13 protein-coding genes are annotated in these 23,507 nt (G+C 71.3%); 7 read left to right on the plus strand and 6 right to left on the minus strand.

Features of this window, described 5'->3' with window-relative positions; translation table 11 throughout:
• Positions 1-94: 94 nt before the first annotated feature.
• On the minus strand, positions 95-1,327 hold the full coding sequence (locus BCD49_RS06945) for an FAD-dependent oxidoreductase (RefSeq protein ID WP_035926739.1): 1,233 nt from the start codon (positions 1,325-1,327) through the stop codon (positions 95-97).
• Positions 1,328-1,948: 621 nt separating this feature from the next.
• Between BCD49_RS06945 and BCD49_RS06950 the strand changes: the two genes are divergently transcribed.
• The gene (locus tag BCD49_RS06950; protein WP_007511107.1) at positions 1,949-3,268 is read left to right on the plus strand and encodes a glycosyl hydrolase family 28-related protein; all 1,320 of its coding nucleotides are present in this window, start codon (positions 1,949-1,951) and stop codon (positions 3,266-3,268) included.
• 115 nt (positions 3,269-3,383) lie between these two features.
• On the opposite strand, the gene BCD49_RS06955 is transcribed toward BCD49_RS06950, so the two are convergent.
• Together BCD49_RS06955 and BCD49_RS06960 are read right to left on the minus strand one after the other, a co-directional pair.
• Positions 3,384-4,253 (minus strand): glycosyltransferase family 2 protein, encoded by an 870-nt coding sequence (locus tag BCD49_RS06955; protein WP_071041288.1) that lies wholly within the window; start codon positions 4,251-4,253, stop codon positions 3,384-3,386.
• Positions 4,250-5,590 (minus strand): hypothetical protein, encoded by a 1,341-nt coding sequence (locus BCD49_RS06960; protein ID WP_007511111.1) that lies wholly within the window; start codon positions 5,588-5,590, stop codon positions 4,250-4,252. Before BCD49_RS06960 ends, BCD49_RS06955 begins: the two co-directional genes overlap by 4 nt.
• Positions 5,591-6,049: 459 nt before the next feature.
• Here BCD49_RS06960 and BCD49_RS06965 point away from each other — a divergent pair, with 459 nt between their 5' ends.
• The 3 genes from BCD49_RS06965 to BCD49_RS06975 all read left to right on the plus strand — a co-directional run bounded on the left by BCD49_RS06965 (position 6,050) and on the right by BCD49_RS06975 (position 12,118).
• Positions 6,050-7,507, plus strand: a complete 1,458-nt coding sequence (locus BCD49_RS06965) for a hypothetical protein (RefSeq protein WP_071041289.1) — start codon at positions 6,050-6,052, stop codon at positions 7,505-7,507.
• A 102-nt stretch (positions 7,508-7,609) separates the two neighbouring features.
• Positions 7,610-10,363: an AMP-binding protein gene (locus BCD49_RS06970; protein ID WP_083401313.1), complete on the plus strand. Its 2,754-nt coding sequence runs from the start codon at positions 7,610-7,612 to the stop codon at positions 10,361-10,363.
• 357 nt (positions 10,364-10,720) lie between these two features.
• Positions 10,721-12,118 (plus strand): sugar transferase, encoded by a 1,398-nt coding sequence (locus BCD49_RS06975; protein ID WP_007511118.1) that lies wholly within the window; start codon positions 10,721-10,723, stop codon positions 12,116-12,118.
• A gap of 97 nt (positions 12,119-12,215) precedes the next feature.
• On the opposite strand, the gene lysS is transcribed toward BCD49_RS06975, so the two are convergent.
• Positions 12,216-13,766 carry a lysine--tRNA ligase gene (gene lysS, locus BCD49_RS06980; RefSeq protein ID WP_007511120.1) on the minus strand — a complete coding sequence of 517 codons (1,551 nt, stop codon included), beginning with the start codon at positions 13,764-13,766 and terminating at the stop codon, positions 12,216-12,218.
• A gap of 630 nt (positions 13,767-14,396) precedes the next feature.
• On the opposite strand from lysS, the gene BCD49_RS06985 reads away from it, so the two are divergent.
• The 3 genes from BCD49_RS06985 to BCD49_RS06995 all read left to right on the plus strand — a co-directional run bounded on the left by BCD49_RS06985 (position 14,397) and on the right by BCD49_RS06995 (position 20,176).
• Entirely contained in the window at positions 14,397-16,175 is a 1,779-nt protein-coding gene (locus BCD49_RS06985) for a cell surface polysaccharide biosynthesis / chain length determinant protein (protein WP_007511122.1), read from the plus strand.
• A 125-nt stretch (positions 16,176-16,300) separates the two neighbouring features.
• Positions 16,301-18,976, plus strand: coding sequence for an O-antigen ligase family protein (locus BCD49_RS06990; RefSeq protein WP_051466171.1), 2,676 nt, complete (start codon positions 16,301-16,303; stop codon positions 18,974-18,976).
• A 33-nt stretch (positions 18,977-19,009) separates the two neighbouring features.
• Positions 19,010-20,176 carry a glycosyltransferase gene (locus BCD49_RS06995; RefSeq protein WP_007511126.1) on the plus strand — a complete coding sequence of 389 codons (1,167 nt, stop codon included), beginning with the start codon at positions 19,010-19,012 and terminating at the stop codon, positions 20,174-20,176.
• 64 nt (positions 20,177-20,240) lie between these two features.
• On the opposite strand, the gene BCD49_RS07000 is transcribed toward BCD49_RS06995, so the two are convergent.
• On the minus strand, positions 20,241-21,839 hold the full coding sequence (locus BCD49_RS07000) for a metallophosphoesterase (RefSeq protein WP_071041290.1): 1,599 nt from the start codon (positions 21,837-21,839) through the stop codon (positions 20,241-20,243).
• Between the two features lie 63 nt (positions 21,840-21,902).
• Positions 21,903-23,336 (minus strand): right-handed parallel beta-helix repeat-containing protein, encoded by a 1,434-nt coding sequence (locus tag BCD49_RS07005; RefSeq protein WP_051466170.1) that lies wholly within the window; start codon positions 23,334-23,336, stop codon positions 21,903-21,905.
• Positions 23,337-23,507: the final 171 nt, after the last annotated feature.

The raw sequence follows: 23,507 nt of genomic DNA on the forward strand, positions 1-23,507 counted from the left end.
CGGGAGGACGCCGGCCGCCGACCAGGCAGAGCAGACGGAGCAGACGGAGCAGACGGCCCGTCCTCGTGGCCGGCAGCGTTCGGGACGACGACCACTAGTACCGGCCCCCCGCGGGGTTGACCCGTCCCCTCGGGCCGTACGGGGCCGCGTCCAGCCACTCTCCGGCCGGCTCCCATACGCGGGCGAGCTCCGCGGCCGCCCGACGCCGCAGCCGGGTTCTCCGGTCGCGGGCCAGCATGTGGTCCAGCGCGAGCCCGGCGGCCCGGCGGTTGCCCTCGGCGGCCTGGCGCCGCCGCGCGTCGAAGGCTCGGATGGAGTCCGCGGGGCCCGGCTCGCCTTCGCCCTGGCGAAGCGCGGTGGCGATCGCCTCCGCCGCCGCGACCGCGTCGGCGACCCCCGAGTTCATCCCACGCGCGCCGAAGGGCGCGAACAGGTGTGCGGCCTCCCCGACCAGCAACACCCGGCCCGCCTCGTCCACGAACTCCCGCGCGACCGCCTGGCGGAAACGGTAGGTCGACACCCACCTGACCTGGTCGGCGTACCGCGTTGGCAGCACCTTCGCGATCCAGCGACGGACCCCCTCGGCGTCGCCGAACTGGCCCGGATCGTCGTCGGGGAGGCACTGCAGGTCCGCCCGCCAACCCCCGGCGAAGGGCACGAGGAGCACGTTGCGCCTGCCGACCGCGGGGTGTGCGTAGTGGTACCGCCGTTCCAGCGGGAGCGGCTCGTCGGCGGCCTCCTCGACGTCGACGATCACGAACGACGACTCCGAACGGTTGCCCTCGAGCGGGATTCCGAGCGCCTGACGGACCGTCGACCTGGCGCCGTCCGCCGCGATGGCGTACGGCGCCGAGAAGGCCCGGCCGTCGTCGGTGCGCAGCGTCACTCCCCTGGGCCCGGACTCGACGCCTTCGATCCGGAAACGCCACCGGAAGCGAACACCGACGGCCCGGCAGGCGGCGAGGAGCACCTCCTCGGTACGGACCTGGGTCAGGTTCGTGGAGTGCGGGAGCGTCCCCGGCCGAGGCGGTGGATAAGTCCTGGCGAAGACCTCGCGGTCGCCCCAGAACGTGCGCTTACCGAGCCAATGAACGCCCTCGTCGGCGATCGCCCGGCCAAGCCCGGAGAACAGCTTCTCCAGGTGCTCAAGGGTCTCGCGGTGCACGAAAATAGCTCGACTGCCAGGACGTTCACGGCCCTCGATCTCCGCCTCGAGCACGGTTACCGACAGGCCGCGACTGCGCAATGCCAGGGCCGCGGTAAGGCCCACTGGGCCCGCACCGACGACCAACACCTGGTCTTCATCTGGCGTCAACGCATTCGCCATGTTGACCCCCGGATTCAACAGGACGAAACAGGTCTGAAACAAGAACGGATGGAGCTGCCACATCTTGGGACCATGATCGTCCACGTGATAGATACCACGGGCCCGGCGTCCAGCACCCGACCCGCACCCCAGAGCGTATGTATCCTGTTCGCCTGGGTCCGGCAAATCGTAGTGTACTGGGTTTCAGTTGCCTAGGCGGCGTCCCCGACAAGGCCACTGTTTTCCCAGGGCACGGTCGGGTTTTCCACGGCACGCTCGGGCTGCTGCCGCCCCACCGGCCGTGACGGCCGCTTGTCGGATACGCCGCGGCGGGTAGTATGCACCCACTGTCGCTGTCGGCGGAGGGGTTGGCATTCGGYGGGGGGGTTGACAACTGGAGGCGTCCTCATGACGCATTTCGCCGCATCACGGCAGCGCATCAGGGCAGGCAGTACCGCGCTGAAGGATGACCAGGTTCCATCGTGTGGCTCACCGGGCTGGCCGCGGATCTTGGAGTCAAGGAGCCGCATTCGGCCCGGTATCGCGAGCGGGCAAGCAGAACGGCAAGCAGAACACCGGCGGCCAGAACAGAGGCGAACCCAGGTCGGGTTGGTCCGGGCGAGAAAGTCGCGAATTGTCCGGATGGCTGTCGCGCTCGGCCTGTCGGCCGGCCTGTCCGCGGGTCTGTCCGCGTGCAAGGTCGGGCCGGCGGGGCCCGGCGGGCCGCTGCCGACCACGACCGCCCCACTCTCGACGCCAGCCAGTCCGTCCAGCGGCGGCGGATCTCCCGCTCCCCCCACCGCCGGTTCCCCGACCGCGGCCCCGAGCGCGCCGTCCGGCCCCCGCCCATCGGCCGGGGAGACGACCAGCACGCCGACGGGCCCGCGGATCGCGGTGGAGACCTTCGGGGCGGTCGGCGACGGGCGCACGGACGACTCGGCCGCGATCCAGCGCGCACTCGACGCCGCCCGCCCGGGTGAGACGCTGGTTTTCCGGCAGGGGCACACCTACGCGCATTCCCAGGTGCTCCAGGTCCGGCGTGCCGGTACGCATGTGAGTGGCGCGGCGACGCTGCAGGCGACCGACGAGTCCCACTCGGCGTTCATGGTGCAGGCGGACGACGTCGTCGTGGACGGGGGCCTGGTGTTCGGCATCGCCCGAACGACCAAGCGCTGGACCGCGCCGCAGCAGTCGGCGCTCGTCCTGGATGGTGGCTCGGGTGCCCGGCTCGTCGGGGTCCACGTGACGGGCTCGGCCGCCGCCGGCATCCAGGTGGAAGGGGCCACCAGGTTCCTGATACAGGACGTCACGGTGGCGGACACTCGCTCGGACGGCATCCACATCACCGGCGGTTCGAGCGCCGGCCAGGTCGTCCGGCCGCAGGTGTCGCGTTCCGGGGATGACGGCGTGGCGGTCGTGTCGTACCTGGACGGGGCCCTGTGCCACGACATCACGATCTCGTCACCCCGGGTCTACGACAACGTCTGGGGGCGTGGCCTCTCTGTCGTCGGTGGCAGCAGGATCACCTTCACCGACATCTACAGCAGGGCCTCGAGCGCGGCCGGCCTTTACATAGCCTCGGAATCCTCCTACAACACCTACCCGGTGCAGGACATCTCGGTGACCGGCGGCAGTCTCGTCGACGCGAACCAGAACGGTTCGGTCGAGCACGGTGCCGTCCTGGTCTTCAGCGACCGGGCCGGCGCGGTCAGCTCCAACATCACGATCCAGGGGCTGAGCATTTCCGGAACCCGTTCGGAGGCGCCTGGCCAGCTCGGCATCCTGACCAGGTCGAGCTGCGTCAGCAATGTACGGATCAGCGGCATCCGGATCACCGGTGGCCCCGCCACGGTCTTCTGGAAGAACTCCGACAGCGCCGGCTACTCGCTGACCCAGATCGAGCGCGACGGCCGCGCGCTGCCGGTCGCCAGCGCGGCGGCGAACTGCAACGTCCGGCAGTAGCGAGTCCGCTGGGCCTGGCCCGTCTCCCGTCCTGGGCTTTCGCGGTCTTCGTCGGTGCCTGAGACGCTTCCAGCGTCTCAGGCACCGACGGGTTCGCTCAGCCTTGGCTGGCTGGTCAGCGGGCCCGGTGCGGGCTGGCCACCGTCCGAAGCGGCCGGTCGAGCAGGCCTTCGACCCGCCCGAGAGATCGGGCCCGAGCCACCAGGAAACGCTCGCCGAGCGGGCCACGGGCAGCCACCGCCCGCATCCACGGCGCCGCGACAATGGTGAGCCGCCGCCGCAGCGGATATTCATGAACCCTGTATACGTATCCGGTTCCCCGAGCATATCTGCGGTGCTTGAGAACCCATTCGGACCTGGTCAGGTCCCGGCGCTCGCCGTCACACAATGCCCGGACCGAGGGAGCACTCACCACTCGGCCGCCGTCGGCGAGCAGGCGCAGCAGGAGATCGGTCCCCTCGCCGGACTGCCAGGGCGATGGCCCGCCGGTGCCGAGGTCCTCCCGGAATCCCTGGAGCTCCTTGAAGACCGYGGACCTGAGGAAGAGTCCCGGTTCGATCGCCCGCCACACGGTCCGGCGGTCGAGCGGCGTCCCGTCGGCGGGCAGCGTGAGCCGCGGTCGGCCGCCGTCCACGAGGCTGGCCGCGACGGCGTCCGGTGCCGGGGTCTCGCGGAACAGGGCGCGGACGGCGGCCAGCGCACCGGGCTCGTACCAGGTGTCGTCGTTCGGCAGACCGACGACGTCGGTCTCACTTGCGACCAGTTCGAACGCCTCGTTCCGGCCTCGGCTGGCTCCGCCGGAACTCGCGATCTCCCGTACCTCGAACGGGAGGTCCGGCAGATCGAGGCCGAGGGGCCGCCCGGACTGGTTGGCGACGGCGACGACGTCCGGCGGATGCGAGGCGGCTGCCGCCGAGAGCAGGAGCCGACGCAGCTGGGGACGGCCGACGGTGGTCACCACCAGGCCCAGACGAATCTCCGTCATCGCCTCTCCTGAACCTGGTACGGGGTCGAGGTGGTCGAAGGACCGCCAGAGGAGGCGGCCGAGGACGAGGACGGCGCCCGGGCGGCGGGTACGGTCTGCCCGCCCCCGCCGGGAGTGTTCCGCCGCCGGTGGCGCCGGTGGCGCCTGCGTGGCGGGAGAGGCGCGGCTCTGGTCCGGGCCAGCAGCAACGCGGTGCAGGCCAGGGCGAGCAGCACCTCGGCGGCCGCGAGGCCCCAGATGCCGCCCGCGACGCCGGCGATCCAGCCGCCGGCGACGAGCAGGGCCAGCTTGAGCAGCGCCGAGCCGAGGTCCAGCGCGCCCACCACCCCCGCGCGCAGAACCGGGATCAGGACGAGCGTCCCGACCGACGCGACGCACATGGCCACCCGTTGCACGGTGAACTGCGCGAGGACTGACTCCAGCTCATCGGTCGCCGGACCCAGGAAGAGCCTGAGGAACGAGCGGGGCGCGAAGGCCACCGCGGCGGCGTTGCAGAGGGCGATACAGCCGAGCAGGGTCGCGCCCCGACGATAGGTGGCCCGAAGGTCACCATCGTGCTCGCGCACGAGCAACAGCTGCGCGCTCGCCCCAAGAATGAGGTTGGTTACCCCGAACGCGAGCTCGCCCGCTCGCCAGGTGCTGGCGGCCGCCAGGCCGCTGGTGGCCGCGATGGCGATGGGGATGACCTGCACCAGCGCGAGACTGGCCCCGGCCCCCCCGACGTAGGGCAGCCACCGCCGGTAGTGGCCCACGATCCAGGCGCGCGCGGCGGGCCAGGTCGCGCCGCGGTTCACGAGGAGCAACACGGTCGCCACACCGGCGAGGGCGAGGTATGGCGCGACCACCAGGTACGTCGCCGAGACCCACCCGGCGGCCACTGCCACCAGCGCGGCCTGCGCGACATAGCAGGCGCTCAAGGTCATTGACGCCGCTCGGGGGCCGCGGACGTACACGAGCCGCCAGAAGGTGCCCTCGACGACCAGGCCCGCCGGCACCCCGAACGCCCCGCCGATCAGCGCCAGCTGGGCCGCGCCGTGCAGCCCCAGCGAGGCCGCGCCGAGCAGCGCTCCGACGACCAGGCCCAGCAGGACGGTGGCCGAGTAGGCCATGGGTATCTCGGCGACCCGCGCCTCCCGGGAAGGCAAGGTGGCCATCGGCTTGCCGATGACCGCGGGGGCTATCGCCTGCGCCGTGGCCGCCATCGCCGTCGCGACCGACAGCGCCCCCAGCCCCTGCAACGAGGTGTTGTGCGCGACGACGGCAAAGATCCAGATCGACGAGAGCCGGGACGCGGCCTGCGCGACCAGGAACCAGAGTGTCCGGTTGGAGGGCTTCACCGGACCGCGCCCAGGGCCGGCGACGCCCGTACGCGGATGAAGGCGGGCGGCGGCCCGAGGCCGGCCACCAATTCATCGAAATTGGTATGTGGAATTTCATCTGGCTGAAACACAATCGAAAGGGTGTGGCCTTCGCGTCGCCAACAGCGGTAACCCGGCCGGAACTCGTGGCCCAGCGGGCTTGCGTATGCGCAAGCAAAGTCACGCCTCATCGCCATCCCCCGTCCCCCGTCCGCCGGCATCCAGCGCCCCCACCATCAGGCCGTTTAGCCAGAAGTCGTCGACTCGATGCCGGCTGTCGGTACACAGTAACTTCGACAGTAACCTCGACGAAGCAGATGAGCGCGCAGATGAGTGCGGGTCGTTCTCATTGACAACCCGTCGCGCCTCGTTACAATGATAGCAGCAGGGTCCAAACCACAGGGGGGGTGGACCACTTGAGTTGTCGAGTGGGGACGGATGGCGTTCGCCGCCGAGAGTGCCTTCGACCGTGCTTCTCAGCAAGCCACAGCAGCTGAGCAGGCCGACAATTCCGCAGAGATCCACCAACCGTTCATCTCGCGTTATCAAAGCGCCATCTGGCCGAGGAGGGTCGTCGTCACGGCCACCGTGRGCGCCCTCTTGGGCGGCGTCCTCGGTCTTGGTTTGAGCCATCTCGGCGGCTCAAAAGTACATGCGGCATCGGAGGTGCTCGTCGCCCCCGATCCGCCGTTGCTCGGCGATAGCCAGCAGGTCACCAGCGAAACCGCTCAAAGATTCGTCCAGAATCAGGTCCTGGTGGTTTCCAGCGACGAGTTCCAGGCTGAGGTGGCGGCTCGCCTGGGTCTACCTGACGTGACCGATTTCCAGGTCACGCAGGTCGCGCTCACCGACGTCATGCGGATTTCCGTCACTGCCGACGACGAAAATCAGGCGCGCCGGATCGCCGATACCGCGGCGACGCTGTACGCGGCCGACCGGCAGCGTACCTCGGCCGCGCGTTACACCGCGGCCATCGGCGGAGTCGAACAAAGAGCAGGGACCCTGGCGGTCCAGCTCAGGGACTTCCCCGCCACTTCCGGGCCCGGTCAGGAGGCACAGCTCCAGGCGCTCAGCACCCAGTATCAGCAGCTCCTCGGCCAGGAGGAGCAGCTCCGGCTCGCCGCCGACCAGACCACTGGGCTGGTGGAGATCGTGAAGCGGGGAACGGTCACCTCGACGGACGGCCCTTCCTCGGTAATGGTGGGTCTTCTGGCGATGCTCGGCGCCCTGGCCGGCTTCGGGCTGGCGATGCTGCGGCGCCGCCGGCGACGTGTCATCTACCGCGCGGACGACCTGGGTGATCTCGCGATCCAGCCAACGACGGTGCTGCCCAATCTGGCCGGATGGCGATCGCCCGCCACCCGACGGCGCAGGCTGGCGGCGGCGGACCGGGCCGTGCGCCTGCACCTGAACCAACGCGCGGGGCTGGATGGCCCGATTGATCTCGTGATCGCGGTGCTCGCGGTCGCTCCGGGAGTGGGCGGAACGTTCGTCGCCCGGCGGTTCATGGCCTCGGCGGCGCGGCGCGGCGCGGAGGTCGTCGATGATTCCACGTCGACTCCGGAAAACGAACCGCGCCTGCGCCCGACGGTCAAAATCGTCGACTCGCCTGTCCTGAGCTCGTCGGGCGAGGCAATTCAGGCCGCTCGCGGCGCCGATGTCCTCGTGCTTGTCGTGGGGCTTGGCCGGAGCACCTATGACGAGGTGCGGGACGCCCTTCTCGAGCTGACGATCGCCGGTGTCGCTCCGCATGGAGTGGTGCTGAACGAGCCGCCGCTCCACCGCAGGCGAAGGTCTTCGACAAGAACCGGCCGCCCGCTTCACGAGGGTCTGCCCGCCCAGCAGCACCCGATGGCCACCGCGCCGGTAGAGGACCCGATTCCAGTCGAACGATGACGCCGCGGCGGACGCCATTCCGCCAAAACGGTTCGCGCGCCCCTGGTGGCGCCCGGACCGTCCAATAGGGCGTTCCGAACGTCCCGCTGGGGGGAAAGATACATGTCAAGCCCGTCGCACACATCTGTAAACGATGTCGACTGGTCGACGGTCCCGGGACACCATGATGGCCCCGCCCTCGTCACCCGGATAGCCGAGGCGGCGGCCGCCGCGCCGGACGCCCCGGCTCTCGTCCACGAAGGCCGGGTGACGACGTACGCGGTCCTGGACCGGCAGACAAACATGATCGCCAACCTCATCCTGAACCAGGCTGGCGACCACACCGGGCCGATCGCGGCCGTGCTCGGGCACGACGACACCGGCCTGATGGGTGTTCTGGGCGCGCTGAAGACYGGTCGGCCGGTCGTTCCGCTGGACCCGCTCATTCCCACAGCCCGGCTGGCCACGATGCACGAGCTGAGCCGGGCCACCACGATCCTGACCGACCAGAGGCATCGACTCGTGGTGGACAGCCTCCGGGTGGCCGACGGTTCGGTCCTCGAGGTCGAGACGGCCGACGATCCCACTGGGCCGCGGGCGGTACCGCGGCCAGCGGACATCGGTTTCATCTTCTTCACCTCCGGCTCCACCGGCCTGCCGAAGGGTGTGGCCTGGAGCCAACGGATGATCACCTGTGAGGCGTCGTCCGGCGTCGACGCGCTGGGCTTCGGGCCGACCGACCGGATGGCCCTGGTACTCCCGTTCTCCTTCTCGGCCGGAATGGGCGTCGTCACCTGGGCCCTGCGCAGCGGCGCCGCGCTGCACATCTTCAACCCTCGGCTACGGTCCACCAGCGAAATGCTCGAATGGCTGCTCGAGCATCGGATCACCACGATCCACTCGACCCCGTCGCTGCTGCGGTCGCTGCTCGCCAACGTGACGCCCGGCCAGGTGCTGCCCGATCTCCGGATGGTCATGACGTGCGCCGAGCCGGTACACGGCAGGGAGGTGGCGGCGCTGCGCGAACACCTGCCGCCGGCGTCCGTCTTCGTCAACTGGACGGGGGCGTCCGAGGTGGGCACCCTGGCGTTCAACCTGGTGCGGTCGGTGGATCCGCTGCCGGAAGGCGTCATCAACAGCGGATCTCCGGTGCCCGACAAGGCCGTGCTGATCGAGTCGGAGACCGGTACGGCCCGGGGACCCGGTGAGCCGGGCGAGGTCACGGTCGTCTCGCCCTACATCGCCGACGGGTACTGGCACGACGAGAAGCGCACCGCCGCCAAGTTCGGCCGGGCGGCGGACGGCCGGCGCACGTACCACATGGGCGACCTGGGCCGGTTGACGAGCGGCGGGCAGCTCGAGCTGCTGGGCCGGGTCGACCACGCCTTGAAGATCAACGGCTATCTGGTCGAGCCGATCGAGGTCGAGTCCGCGCTGATGGACATCGACGACGTGACGGAGGCGGTGGTCCTCGGAGAACGGCGGTCGTCCTCGACCAGGCTCGTCGCCTACGTCGCCTGCCCGCCGGCGTCCAGGCTGTCCCCGGCGACCATCCGCATGCAGCTACGCGTGAAGATGCCGACGTGGATGATTCCCTCGATCATCATCCAGCTCGACGCGCTTCCCCGGAATGAGCGCGGGAAGGTCGACGTCTCCGCCCTGCCGGCGCCGCCCAAGGGACCGGTCGCCGGTTTCGTGGCGCCGCGGACCCCGTGGGAGACCTCGGTGGCGGAGATCTGGTCCCGGGTGCTGCATCTCGACGAGATCGGCGTCCACGACGACTTCTCCGAGCTCGGTGGTGACTCGCTGGTCGCCCAGGAGATCCTCGCCCTCATCGACCGAGAGCTGGGAGTACGGCTTCCGTCGGCGGCGCTCCTGCAGGCTCCCACCATCGCCGAGTTCGCCACGTTCGCGGAACACGCCATCACCACCGGCCGCGGGCCCGGGCCGACGGGCGATTCCGCCGAGCCCGCGCAGTGGTCGCGGTTTCCCACCCTGGTCCCGCTGAAGCCCACCGGCTCGCGGCCGCCGCTCTTCTGCTTCGCCGGGGCGGGCGGGCTCGCGCTGACGTTCCTTCCGCTGGTGCGCCGGCTGGGCGACGACCAGCCCGCCTGGGGCCTGCAGGAGTACGGGCTGGAGGGACGCGGCTGGCCGGACTGGTCGGTGGGCAGGGCCGCGCGCCGGCACCTGACGGCGATACGCCACATCCAGCCGCGGGGCCCCTACACGCTTCTCGGCTACTCGTTCGGCGGCCTGGTGGCCTACGAGACCGCGCGCCGGCTGCGGGCCGCGGGAGAGGAGGTCGTCCTTCTCGGGACGTTCGACACCGTCCTGCCGGGTACCGTCCTCAAGCCACCCCAGCGGAAGGGGACCGAGCAGGCCTTGGCGGAGGCCATTCCGCGGCAGCGCGGTGATCAGCAGCGGTCGGTCGCCCAGCCGCCCGGACGGCTGGCGAGGTTCCGGGTCATCCGCCGGATCCGGCACAGTGAGCGGCCGGTTGTGAAGATCCTTCGCAACATGCACCGGCTGCCGTTCGCCGGGCTCTTCCGGTTTGCCGGCACCACGCACTATGACGTGTTCCTGTGCAAGGGCCTGGTCGCCAGCAGGTGCTACCGGATGYAGGCCTGGGCCGGCCGCACCCTGGTCTTCGTCGCCGCGGACAACGCCACCCAGGCGGACAACCTGCACTGGAGCAGCGTCCTCACCGGCGAATGGCGCTTCGAGAACGTCGCCGGCGATCATCACTCGATCTGGCGTGAACCACACGTGAACACGATCGCGGACCGGCTGCGCGGTGAGATCGAGATGCTTCGGCGGACCGGCGCCGGCCAGCGCCTGGCCACGACCGGAACGYGGACAGGACGCCCTGCCGCGTAAAGGGCCGGCCCGCGATATCACGTCGTATCGCGGTCCCAATTCCGGCGCGAAGTCGTCAGGAATCCGCTGGGTGGTCGTCGGCTGTTTTCAGGTCAGCCGGCGATCACCAAATCGGCAAAACCCGACCCAACACGATCGATCACGCGCGTGGTCCGACGAGTTTCTCCCACCGATTCAACCCGCCAGGTGCGGCAGTAGCGCACCGTCACGCAAGGGGAAGAAATGAAGCAGCTCACTGCGCCATCGACGGCCCGCCATGGGTCCGTCGCGCGCGTGGCTCTCATCCGCAGTAGATCGCGGGCCAACGAGATGTCCCTCCGTTCCGCCGGTACCGGCAACGGTCGCCGGTGATTCGTGATGGACCAGCTCGCGGTCCCGCGACAGCGCACCGACGGGGAGATCCTCGCCTCCGACGGAAAAAGGACAATCCGACGTCATCACAGTTGGCTCGTGGTGCTGGTCGCGGATGTGGCCGGACTGGCCTGGCCAGCGGCGCTGCTACGCGAAGGACGGCTTCCACTCGCGGCCTTCACGGTAGTCTGTCTGCTCTTCTTCCACGGAGGCCGTCTCTACCGTCCGCACCTGCATCTGTCCGTCCTGGACGAGATGCCGTCGTTGATATCCAGGAGCCTGTCGGCGGCCCTCCTGGGCGGCGTGGGGGTGGAGCTGCTGGGGATGCGCCCGGGCACGAAGGTGTTCGCCGCCCTGGCGCTGACCGCGATCGCGACGCAGCCCCTCGCGCGCGCCCTGGCGTACCGCTTCATCAGCGGCGTCCGAAGGAAGGGTTTCGGCAGTAGGACGGCCCTGCTCATCGGAACGGAATCCGTCAGCGCGCAGCTTGCCGCCACCCTGACGGCGAATCCGGGCTACGGGCTGCGGCTGATCGGGCTGCTGGACGCCGCCTCCGGCGACCGGCCCGCCGAACGGTTCGTACCACGCCTGGGCCGCCTCGACGATCTTCCGATCATTCTGCGCGGTTACGGCGTCGAGGTCGTGCTGGTCGGGTTCAGCCAGAGCTCCGATGCCCGCGTGGTGGAGATGCTGCGGGCGACGGCGGACCGGCCCTGCGAGATCTTCGTCGTTCCACGCCTCTTCGAGATCCAGCCGGCCCGGGGACTGCGCGACCATATCGGGGCCATTCCGGTCGCCCGTATCCGCTATCCACGGCGCAGCGGCCCGTCCTGGCTGATAAAGCGGATGCTGGACGTCGTCCTGAGCGCCACCGCGCTGGTCCTCCTCGCGCCCGTGCTGGCGGTGACCGCGATTGCCGTGTGGCTGGAGGACCCGGCGGGAGTGCTGTTCCGGCAGATCCGGGTCGGCAAGGATGGCAGCCACTTCGAGCTGCTGAAGTTCCGCAGTCTCAAGCCGGTCGACGACGCCGAGTCCGCCACTCGCTGGAACATCTCCACCGACGACCGCCTCGGCGCCGTCGGGCGCTTTCTGCGCCGGACGTCGCTCGACGAGCTACCACAGCTGTGGAACATTCTCCGGGGAGACATGACGCTGGTCGGCCCGCGGCCCGAGCGCCCGCACTTCGTGGACCGTTTCGCGGCGGAGTTTCCCGTCTACCGACACCGGCATCGAGTGCCCTCGGGCCTGACCGGCCTGGCGCAGGTCAGCGGTCTTCGCGGCGATACGTCGATCGAGGACCGGGCCCGGTTCGACAATTTCTACATCGAGAACTGGTCACTCTGGCTCGACGTGAAGATCATCTTGATGACCGTTCGAGAGGTGTGCTTCGCCAGAGGCCGGTGACCGGACCGGCCTTCCGCCCGCGGTGGAGACCGCTGGCGGAAGACCGGTCCGCGACGACCGCGCGGACCGAGTGGGCCGCGCGGACCGAGTGGGCCGGTCAGATGTCGGGAACGCCGGACGGTTCGGAGCGGCCGGATTCGCCGGCCCCGGAACCGTCCACAGCCCCGGAACCGTCCGCGGTGGCGGAACCGTCCGCGGCGGCGGCGTTGTCCACAGCGGCCGCGTTGTCCCCGCCGGTTCCCTTGGCGCCTCGCATGGAGGGGAAGAGAACCACGTCACGCAGCGTCGGCGCGTCCGTGATCAGGGCGACGAACCGGTCGATGCCGAGGCCGAGGCCGGACATCGGCGGCATGCCGTACTCCATCGCCTCGATGAAGTCCTCTTCCAGCATCATCGTCTCGTCGTCGCCGGCCGCCCGCAGTTCGGCCTGCTCCTCCAGCCGGGCCCGCTGGTCGACCGGGTCGACCAGCTCGGAGTAGGCCTTGACGATCTCCCAGCCGTTGACGACGACCTGGAAGATGTCGAGCCGGGTCGGGTCCTCGTCCGTGCGCCGCGCCAGCGGCACGAGCTCGACCGGGTGCCCGACGAGGAAACACGGCGCCACCAGCTCGGGACGGACCGTCTTCTTGTAGAGCAGGTCGACCAGCGCCGCGTACGAGGCCGCCTTGGTGACGTCCAGGCCAAGGGCGGCGCACTTCTCCCGGAGAGTCTCGAAGTCGCGGACGACGCGCAGGTCGACGCCGGTGCGCCGGGCCACCTCCTCGCGGTAGTCCACCACCGGCCAGTCGGCGCCGAAGTCGAGCTTGACGCCCTCGTACGTGACCGTTCGGGAGCCGAGCACGTCGTCGAGGACGGCGAGGATCAGCTCACGCACGAAGCTCATGTTGTCGTGGTAGTCCCAGTAGGCCGCGTACCACTCCAGCATCGTGAACTCCTGCAGGTGCGAGGGGTCGATCCCCTCGTTGCGGAAGTTCCGGCCGATCTCGTACACGCGGTCGAGCGAGCCCGCGACCAGCCGCTTGAGGTAGGTCTCCGGCGAGATGCGGAGGTAGAAGTCCTCACCGAGGGCGTTGTGCCGGGTGACGAACGGGCGCGCGGCGGCTCCCGAGGCGGCCTCGGTCAGGATCGGGGTCTCGACCTCGAGGAAGTCCGCCTCGTCGAGGAAGCGGCGGATCCTGCTGATCACCCGTGAGCGGACTTGGAACCGCTCGCGCGACTCGGGGTTCGCCAGCAGGTCCAGGTAGCGGCGCCGGTAGCGGGTCTCCACGTCCGCGACGCCGTGCCACTTGTCCGGCAGCGCCCGCACCGCCTTGTTGAGCACGGTGAAGTCACTCGCGGCGACCGTACGCTCGCCCTTGCGCGTGGTGAAGACGGTGCCCGTGACGCCGACGAAGTCACCGACCCGCGCGGAGCTGTGCCACGCCTTGAAGGTCTCCTCGCCGAGGTCGTTGCGCGCCAGCGAGATCTGCACCCGACCGCTGCGGTCCTGCAGATGCCCGAAGACCAGGCCACCCATCCGGCGCCACAGCACCAGCCGCCCGGCGATCCGCGCCGGCGTGCCGTCTGGAGCGGTCTGGACGTCCCGGGCCACCGTGTCGGTCTGGTACCCGGATCGGGGCAGCGGCGCCCCGGACCCGTCGGCTGTCATCGAACCCGCACCTTCTCGCCGTCGTGGGTGATAACCCGGACCGTCGCCGCCACCGCACCCGCCTTCCGATCAGCCGTCAGGACCAACCTGGACGACCGCGGCAAGCTGCTTCGCCGCGCGTGCGCGAAYGGCCGCGCGCGAGGCCGGCCGTGAGCGGAGCGTGGGTGGCTACCGACGGTACCCATGTCCAGCCTACCGACCCGGCAGCCGGCACCAGGCCGATGGCGGATCGGCGGATCGGCGGAAACCGCGCCGGGCCAGGCCCGCACGAGGCGGCCTGAACGACGAAAACCCAATTTAGAGAAGTGATCCGCGGCGGTAGGTCCACCACGTCACCGGAAACAACAACGGAGGCATTCCACGGCATCGCGTCCAAGGATCTCGTCGATGGAATCCCGACCATTGCCGACCGGCGTCGACGAGCGGCCGGAACCTCGGCGGCCGACCGCATCTACAACCCTGTGAAGCGCCAAAATGGCGCGGTGGCACGGGCGGTCCGACGCCCGCATCACATCGCGCCACCTGGTGGTTGTGACGGGGTCAAACTCGCCCGTTGGTGGCTCACTGGCCGCCTCCCGTTCACGGTCTACCGCCCTCGTGTTAACGTTGACGCGTCTATCTGGGGGTCGCGTGCAGGATTCCGATCTTGCCGCGGAGTACGACACCGGTCCGGGTCCGCTGTCATCTCTGTGGCGTCACCGTGCCTTCTCGGCCTTCATGGTGCTGGCCAGCGTGCTGGTGGCCGCGGTTGTCGGGGTGGTGAACGCGCCGCCGACGAAGGCCGTCGCCCGTATGGGCCTGGCGAACCCGCGCAGCCTGGCGCTGTTTCTTGGCGGTGGTAGTTCCGGGGCCGATCTTGGCCGTTATGCGGACGGCCAGGAGCGCTTCGCCGAGGGCACGGACGTTCTCGGAGAGGCCGCCAACGAGCTCGGCGACGGAACATCGGTCCGCACCCTGCGCGCGAACGTGAATGTCACCGCCTCGGCATCGGCCGACATCTTGGTCGTGACGGCCGACGGAGACACCCCGCGGCAGGCGATGCGTCGCGCGGACGCGGTCGTCACCGCCTACCAGAGCCTCACGCTGCGAGCCGCGAACGACGCGGTGAACCGCGCGCTGGGAGCCGTCTCCGTGGCCAGGGCGCAGCTCAACAAGGAACTCGCCGGCATCAGGACGAACAACGCCGTCGACACCGCCGCGGTCCAGGCCGCGACCGCCGCCCTTGGTTCGCTGCAGCAGAAGGCCGCCCAGACGCAGACCGAGGCGGCGCTCTTCGGTTCGGGCACGACGTTCATCGACCCCGCCACCGCGCAGCCACGCCCCGGCAAGGTGGCCAGGGCCGCCCGCGCGGGCATGCTCGGAGCGCTGGTGGGTCTGCTGATCGCGGGCGCCGCGTCCTGGACCTGGGCCGGGCGGCGCCGAGAGGTCGAGGACGGCGCCGAGGCCGCGCAGCTGCTCCAGGCCCCGCTGCTCGGCGAGATCCCCACCGTCGACGCGCGCCGGCGGGCCGGCCTGGCCGATCCCGCCCACGGGGCGCTGCCCGGTTACTACGCGGTCGCCGACGCCCTGGCCGCGACCGCCGGGAACGGGCTGTACCTGGTGGCCGGCTCGGGCCGCCGGGACGGACGCACCGTGACGACCATCGGCCTCGCGACCGCGCTGGCCGCCGGCGGGACCCGGGTCGCCATCGTCGACGGCGACCTGCGGACCGGCCAGCTGACGAGCCGGTTCCCGACGGAGCCCGGCGCGACCGGCCTGGCGCAGCTCGCTGCCGCAACCACGACGCTCGCCGCCGCCATCCGGACGGTTCCGGCGGCCGAAGGCGGCGAGCTGGCCGTGGTAGGGCGCGGCCGCGCGGTCGGCGAACCGGCCGGCCTGCTGCGTCGACGAGCCCTGACCGACGCGCTGGACCAGCTGCGGGACACCTTCGACGTGGTACTGGTCGACACCCCGGCCGCTGGCGCGACGGTGGACGTCTTCGCACTGGCCACCGCCGCGACCGGAATGGTGGCGGTGGTGCGCCGGCGCACGCCGGCCCGTCCGCTGCACCGGCTGCGCACGCAGACCGCCGCCGCGGATCTCCCCATCGTCGGCGTGGTGATCACCCGAATGGCCAAGGAACGCTCCACCTACCGGGCCCTTGACGACCGCGAGCCCATCGTCGCGGAGACGCCTCGCCCAGCGGACGGGTTCGGTACGCCCACCGGCCCGAAGGCAGGCGCCGAGCAGGCGCCGAACCGCACCGTGCCCGCCGAAGCCGGGCTCACCGAAGCCGAGGCGGACACAGCGGCCACAGCGGCCACCGCGACGCCAGAGGCCGGCCCGACCGCGGAAGCCGAGCCCGTTGGCACCGGTAACGGCACCGGCGCCGACACCCCGGCGGCGCGGCCCATAGCCACCCGGCACTGATGTCCCGACTCCCACGGCCATCCCGGCTGGAGGGTCGTGAAGCACGCGAGACGCCGCCCCGCTCGCGCCTCCCGCGGCCAGGCCGGATCGGCGGTCGTGCCGCCGGCGCCGTCGCCTCGCAGGCGGTGAACGCCGGCGGCAGCCTGGTCATCCAGATCGCGACGGCCCGGGCACTCGGCGCCCACACCTTCGGCTCGCTGACGCTGCTCACCTCGTCGCTGGTGCTGCTCACCGCGCTGTACACGGCGTTCGTCGGCGACTCGCTCACCGTGCTCGACCGCCAGGACCCACACCTGCGCGGCACGGTGCTCGCCCTGCACGCCGTCCTGTCGATGCTCGCCGCCGGCGTCGGCTATGGAGTCGCCATCTCGCTCGGCGAGCTCGAACCGGTCGGGGCGGTGGCCTTCGCTGCGCTGGTCCTGCTCTGGCTGAACGAGGAGCTGTGCCGCCGGGTGCTCATGGCCAGGCTGGAGTTCTGGAAGCTCGCGGCCAACGACGCGGTCTACGTCGGCGCCACGCTGGCGGCGCTCGCGGGGGCGACGGCCGCGGGAATCTCGATCAGCCTCGTCGTGGTCGTGCTGGCGATGGCCGCGGGAGCGGTGGTCGCCATCCTCGTCGCCCTCGGCCAGCTCCCCCTGGCGCGGCTGCGGCTCGGCCGGCCACGGCCGGAGCTGCTTCGCGAGATCGTCTCGTTCGCGCTGTGGCGGTCGCTGCAGGCCGGGCTCGCTCCCGCGCTCCTGTTCGTGGCACGCGTGCTCATCGGCGTGCTGGCCGGCCGGGCCACCCTCGGCCGGGTCGAGGCGGCCCGGCTGCTGCTCGCGCCGGCGCAGCTGGTGGTGAACGCCGCGGGAAACGTCCTGCTGCCGCTCTACGCCGCGGGCGCGGGCCGGGCCGGGCAGCGGGTCAGGCGGGCCAGTGCCCTGCTGATCGGCACCACCGTGCTGGTCGGGGCGGTCGCCGTCGCCGGTTCCGGCCCGCTGTCGAGGCTGGTCGTGGGGCCGGAGATCACGGTGCCGTCCGTGGCGGTGCTGGCCTGGGCCCTGTACACCTGCACCCAGGCGCTCGGGCTCCCGGCGTCGACCGCGCTCGTCGCGCGCCGGCGGTCCCGAACGGTCTTCGTCGCCCGCTTCCTCGACGCCCTGGTCGGCCTCGCCCTGCTGCTCGGCCTGTTGGCGGCCGACCACCCGGCGCTGGCTCCCGCCGCGCTCGCGGCCGCGCGGGCCGGCAGCGCGCTGTGGCTCCAGCGGCTCGCCGGCCGACCCGACCCAGCTGACCCGTCACGCGCCACGGCCACCCCTACGACCACGGCCGCCGCCGGGCCGGGTTGGGCCCGCGCCCTGGCCCGGGAGCGGTCGCTCTGGCCGGTTCGGATGCCCATGCCACGGCTGCTGCCGAGCGAGAACCGGTGGGCGCTGGCGTTCGTCATCCTGCCGCTGATGCTGGCCAGCGACTACAAGCTGCGGCTGCGTGACCAGCAGGCGACCGTGTCCGGGCAGCCGGACATCTTCATCTTCATAGAGATCGGCGTCTACGCGGCGGTCGCGGCCGTCCTCCTGCTCACCGTCGCGCGCGCGCCGGCCGGGCGCCGAAGCGCGACGGTCATCAACCTGGCGTGGATCTTCGCGATCTACTGCGTGTGCGCGGGGCTCTGGTCGCCCTACCGTCAGCTCGCGCTCGTCCGAGGCGCCCAGCTGCTGCTCACCGTCGCGATCGCCCAGACCATCGCGCGGCGCGCCAGTCGCCGGCAGCTTCACGGGCTCGCGCACGCCTTCGTGGCGCTGGTCGCCGCCTCGGTGCTCTTCGGCCGCGTCCATCCGTTCCCCCCGGTGAGCAACCTGACGGCGGGCCGCTTCACCTGGCTCTACGTCCATCCCGTGGTGGCCGGGATCTACGCGGGCGCGGCCACGGTGATCGTGACTGGCTACCTGGTCCGGGCCGGCCGGCCGCACCGGGTGTGGCCGGACTGGGTCTACCGGGTCCTGCTCGTCATCGTCGGGTACGGACTGCTGGCGACCCAGACCCGCGGCGCGCTCTCGGGCGCGGTGGTCGCCATCCTGCTGGTGATCGTCCTGGGCGCGCGCGGCGCGCGGCGCGCGGACCTGCTGCTCACGATCGGCATCCTGGCCACCATCGGCGTGATCACCTCGTCGGACACGATCCTCGGCTATCTGACGCGGGGCGAGTCGACCGAGCAGTTGGCCACGCTCAACGACCGTACGAACCTGTGGACCCTCGCCTACCAGGCGTTCGAGCAGAAACCGTTGACTGGCTGGGGCTTCACGGCCTCACGCGGAATCTTCTACAGCCAGATCGGCCTCGGCGGCGGCCACAACGCGTTCATCAACATCATGGTCGACGGCGGCCTGGTCGGCGTCGTGCTCTGGCTCGCGATGCTCGGTGGGCTCGCGGTCGCGCTCCGGCATCTGTGGCGACGGGTGGCGCCGACCGAGCGGGCCGACCTCACCATGCTGACCGCGCTCGTGGTGTTCCTCCTGATCGACGGTCTGACGGCCGAGCACATGGCCGCGCCCGCGAACGTCGCGAACATCCTGCTGTTCGTGCTCGTGGGCTGGACCGGCACGCTGCTGCGCGTGTCCGCGCGTCGGCGCGCCCTGCCGCCACCGCCACCGCCACGACCGCGGCCGCAGCCGCGGCGCCAGCCGGCGACGCGAGGCCGGACGCCACCGGGAAGGCCGACGACGCCGCGAAGCCCCACGACACCGCCGTCGCCGTCGCTGTCGCCCTCGCCGGCATCGGCGCAGGCGGCGCGGCCGCCAGCCCCACGGGTTCCGGTGCCCTGAATGCCCACCCTTCCAGCGAATCGCGGAGGTCCTGTGACGGCGACGGCGGTCCCTCCCGTGGCCGGCCCGCGGACGGTGTTGTTCGCCCACCCATCGGTCGAGCTCTACGGTTCCGACCGGATGCTCGTCGATTCGGTGCGCGCCGTCGTGGCCGCCGGTGACCGGGCGGTCGTCGTGCTGCCGGGCGACGGGCCGCTGCGCCCCCTGCTCGAGCGGGCGGGAGCCGAGATCCGGACCTATGACGTCCCGGTCCTGCGCAAGCAGTACCTGCGCCCGGCCCGGGCGCTCGGCCTGGCGGCCAGGATGGCGCGCGCCATCGTCGAGCTCCGTCGGCTGATCCGGCAGGTCGAGCCGGCGGTGGTCTACGTGAACACGCTGACGATCCCGGCCTGGCTGGCCGCCGCCCGGCTGACCCGCCGGACCTGCCTGGTCCATGTGCACGAGGCGGAGCAGACCGGACGGCTCGTCGGGCTCGCGCTGACCGCCCCGCTACGGCTGGCCCGGATCGTCGTGGTCAACAGCTCCGCCGCCTCGGCGGCCCTGGTGGCCTCCATGCCGGGCCTGGCGGCCAGGATCGAGCTCGTCTACAACGGGGTGGCGGCGCCGGCGAGGACCGAGCCGATGCGCACACGCCCCGGCGCGCCCGCCCGGCTGGTGCTGGTCGGCCGGCTTTCCCCGCGCAAGGGCAGCGACGTCGCGGTCAAGGCCGTCCAGCGGCTGCGCGCGGACGGCCGGGATGTGCGGCTGGACCTGGTTGGCAGCACGTTCGACGGCTACGAGTGGTTCGAGAAGGAGCTGCGGATCCTCGCCGACGAGCCGCCGCTTTCAGGCCGGGTGAACTTCCACGGCTTCCAGGCCGACGCCGAGAGCTTCTTCCGCACAGCCGACCTCGTCCTGGTGCCTTCCCGGGTCGAGCCGTTCGGCAACGTCGCGGTCGAGGCCCTGCTCGCCGGACGGCCGGTCATCGCGAGCGCGACGCAGGGGCTCGTCGAGATCATCGACGACGGACGGACCGGGCTGCTCGTCGCCCCGGACGATCCCGAGGCGCTGGCCGCCGCGATCGCCCGCCTGCTGGACGACTGGCCGCTCGCCACCCGGCTCGCGGCGGCCGGCCAGGCCGAGGCGGCCGAACGGTTCGGAATCGAGCAGTACCAAACCAGGATCGCCGCGGTCGTCGACGGTCTGGCGGCCACGCGCTGAGCCAGCCGCCCGCGCTCCGGTTCGGCGAGCGGGCGTGGAGCGGGAGCGCGAGCGGCCAGCGTCGTCAGCGCGTGGTCAGGTGGCGGTGGACCGCGTAGCCGCCACCGGCCGCGACCACCGTCGCGAGCGCGGCCGCGCCGCCGATCGCCCACGGCGCCACCCCGTCACCGCCGCCCTCCGCCTGGGCCGCGGCTGGTTCATGGGGCCGCGCCGGACGGCGCAGGGTGACCCGGTCGAGGACCGTGCCGTCGGCTCCGACCGCCCGCAGCTTCATCGTCGTCTCCCCGCCGGCGGCCGGGCCGGGAGCGACCTCGGCGATGAGCACCGAGTACTGGTCCGCCCCCGTCGGCATCGACCAGTCCACGGCCTCGGAGTACGGCCGCCCGTCCGACTGCCAGATCGTGCTGCTGCCGCTGACATGCCCGAAGCCGGGGGTACGCGCCGCTCCACCGCCGCCAGCGGTGACGTAGGTCGTGCCGACCGTCGAGTCGACCTCGCCGGCCCCGCCCGCGACCGGCCTCCCGGCGCGCAGCGGCAGGGTCCGCTCGTAGCTGTGGTTGTGGCCGTTGATGACGAGGTCGACCGCGTACCGGTCGAACAGCGGCACCCACAGCTCCCGGACCCCGCCCTCGGAACCGTGGGCGTTGCTCGTGCTGAACGCGCAGTGATGGAAGTAGACGACTATGAAGTCGACTCCCGAGCGGTCCCGCCGGTACCTGGCGAGGATCGCTTCGAGCCAGCGGAGCTGGCTGCCCGCCGAGTAGCCGAAGTTCGCCGGGATCTCGTACGACACGTCGTTGCTGTCGAGCGAGATGAAGCCGACGTTCCCATAGCGGAACGCGTAGGTGGCGGGGCAGCCCGGCGCGCCGCCGGTGGGCACCGCGAGCCGGCCCAGCACCCCGCCATATCCGTGGATGTCGTAGCCGGGCTCCATCTCGTGGTTGCCGACCGCCGGCATCCAGGGCACCTTCGACGCGACCGGGGAGATCTGGTCCAGCCAGCGGTCCCAGCGGCGGATGGAGAATGACTCCGTCAGCAGTCCGCTCCCGCCGGCCGCGTAACACAGATCACCCGCGTGCAGGTGGAAGGCCGGCTTCGCGCCGGCCACCTGGCCGAGGATCGCTACCGCGTCGGCTGTGACGTCCTGGTCGCCGAAGGCGGTGAACGTGAAGGGCGCCGGGCCGTCGGGAGCGGTCGTGAAGGTGCCCTCGGGACCTTCGGCCCCGTCGACCGAGAGCCGGTAACGGTAGGCCGTGGCCGGCGCCAGCGCCGTGAGGTTGGCGTGTCCGTACGACGTCGTGGCCAGATCCACGTTCGCCAGCTCGACCTCGGCGGTGGCACCGAGGTCGGTGGCCTCCCCGGTCTCGGCCACGGGGCCGTAACGGACCAGCGCACGGCCGAACCGCGCCGGGGTCGAGAAGGAGACCGTCATCGCGCGCGCCGGGTCGCCGCCGAACGCGAGGTAACGCGGGCCGACCTGCGCCGGCGTCGTGACCGAGGCCCTGGYGGTACCCGCCAGCAGGGTGGGCCCGGCGACCGCGGCGAGCGCCGAGCCGAGCACGGCCCGCCTGCTCGGACGGCGCCGCCGCAGGTACTCGTGCTGCTCGGCCATGGTCATGTGCCGGGCGAGCCGGTCCGGGATCTCCCCGAAGGGGGTCAGCATGGCGGCTCTGCCGGCGTTCCGGTCCTCACCTGTCGTCCCCCTCGTCCAGCGGCAAGGATCTGCTCACCCCAGCGCGCCAGACGCCAGGAAAGCCGTCACCGTCGGGAAGTACATGCAGCTCGATGAGCACCAGTACACCCGGCCCCCGGCGGCGGGCTGGAAGGTGTTGGAGACGAAACGCCCGATCATGTCCGGTGCGGTCACCTGCGCCGTCCTGTTCGTTTCCAGCAGCACGTCGTCGGTCCCGCCGGCACCGACGAAGCTGTTGCCGGTGACCGTGACCTGACGGGTGTCCCAGGTCAGCCCGTTCTGCTCGGAGTACTTCTCGACGCTCGGGCTGCGCGGGTCGTCGTACACGCCGAGATCGATGCCGTTGTCGGTGAAATGGTTTCCGTTCACCGTGACCCGGTCCGATCCGGCGATCTTCAGGCCCCTGCCGTTACGGGTGATGGTGTTGCCGTCGAAGACGGCGTTCGTCGAGAGCTCGTAGAACATGCCGTTGCCGGTGTTCCCGGACACCAGGTTGCCGGTCACGGTCGCGTCGATGCACCCGAGGTCGCACCAGACGCCGGCGCCGTCGTTGTTCGAGAACGAGTTTCCCTTGACCGTGAGCCCCCGCGTGCGGGTGATCTTGAGCCCCGCGATGACACAGACCGCCCCGCAGGTCGTCGTGGCGAAGCCAGCCGTGTTGTTCAGGTCGAACCTGTTGCCGGTGACGACCAGGCCGTCGGCCCGGTTGGCGACCATCCCGCGCAGACCGTTTCGGATGACGACGTTGCCGGTCACGACCGCGCCCGGCCGGGTCACGGCCAGGGCCGTCCCGGCGACATCGGTGAGGACATTGCCGGTGAACCTGACGCCGGGGGCGTTGAGAATGACGGCGGCGAGCTGCTGCGACTCGATCCAGACCGGGGCGTAGCCGCGGACACCTATTCCGCGTACGACGCTCCCGCTGGCGCCCCCGTCGAACTGGATGGCCTTCCAGCGGACCGAAATCTGGACCGTCACGCCCGCCGGGTCGGTACCGATCACGACCGTGCCGTCGTCCATGACGTAGAACGAGCCGGAGTCCAGCTGCGCGTCCCCGGCCACTTCCTTCAGCGCCTTGCCGTTGACGAAGACCTGGTTCGGGCTGCCGGCGAGTGGGCGGGCGGGGTCGACCGCCTTCTCGTAGTAGCAGGTCCGGCAGAGGGTGCTCCGGAACGTCGCCGTGGCCCAGCCGTCGGGCAGCGGCGCCCAGTCCTTGACGATGTCGGCCCCGTTGAGCCAGGCCTGTTCGCGCTGGTAGGGCTGAATCGTCACCGGCTTGGTCACGCTGGCGACCGTCTCGCGGTAGTCCCCGCCGCGCAGGACCACGGTGCCGCCAGGGGGCGCCTTCGCGAGGGCGGCCGCGACGGTCCGCAACGGCTGCTCCAGGGTTCCCGGCGCGTCGTCCGAGCCCGCCGGCGCGGCGAACACGGCACCGGCCGGCGCCGGATAGCCGGCGGCGCCGGGCACCAGTGAGGCCGGCGGAACCTGGGCGGGGACCTCGCCTGACGGCGTCGTCCCCGGCGTCGTCGCGGTGGGAGGCGCGGCGGAGGCCGGCGGCGTTCCGGCGGCGCCGGTCGTCGGGCCAGTGGGATGGGGCGTTCCTGGACCAGCACCGGTGGACTGCGTGGATCCGGTCCC

It is taken from the genome of Pseudofrankia sp. EUN1h, assembly GCF_001854645.1.
In the GTDB taxonomy this organism is placed as follows: Bacteria; Actinomycetota; Actinomycetes; order Frankiales; family Frankiaceae; genus Pseudofrankia; species Pseudofrankia saprophytica.

Excerpts from the sequence above, each read along its gene's own strand:
- BCD49_RS06945 (WP_035926739.1), bottom strand. The coding sequence starts at position 1,327 with ATGGCGAATGCGTTGACGCCAGATGAAGACCAGGTGTTGGTCGTCGGT.
- BCD49_RS06950 (WP_007511107.1), top strand. The coding sequence starts at position 1,949 with ATGGCTGTCGCGCTCGGCCTGTCGGCCGGCCTGTCCGCGGGTCTGTCC.
- lysS (WP_007511120.1), bottom strand. The coding sequence starts at position 13,766 with ATGACAGCCGACGGGTCCGGGGCGCCGCTGCCCCGATCCGGGTACCAG.
- BCD49_RS06975 (WP_007511118.1), top strand. The coding sequence starts at position 10,721 with ATGGACCAGCTCGCGGTCCCGCGACAGCGCACCGACGGGGAGATCCTC.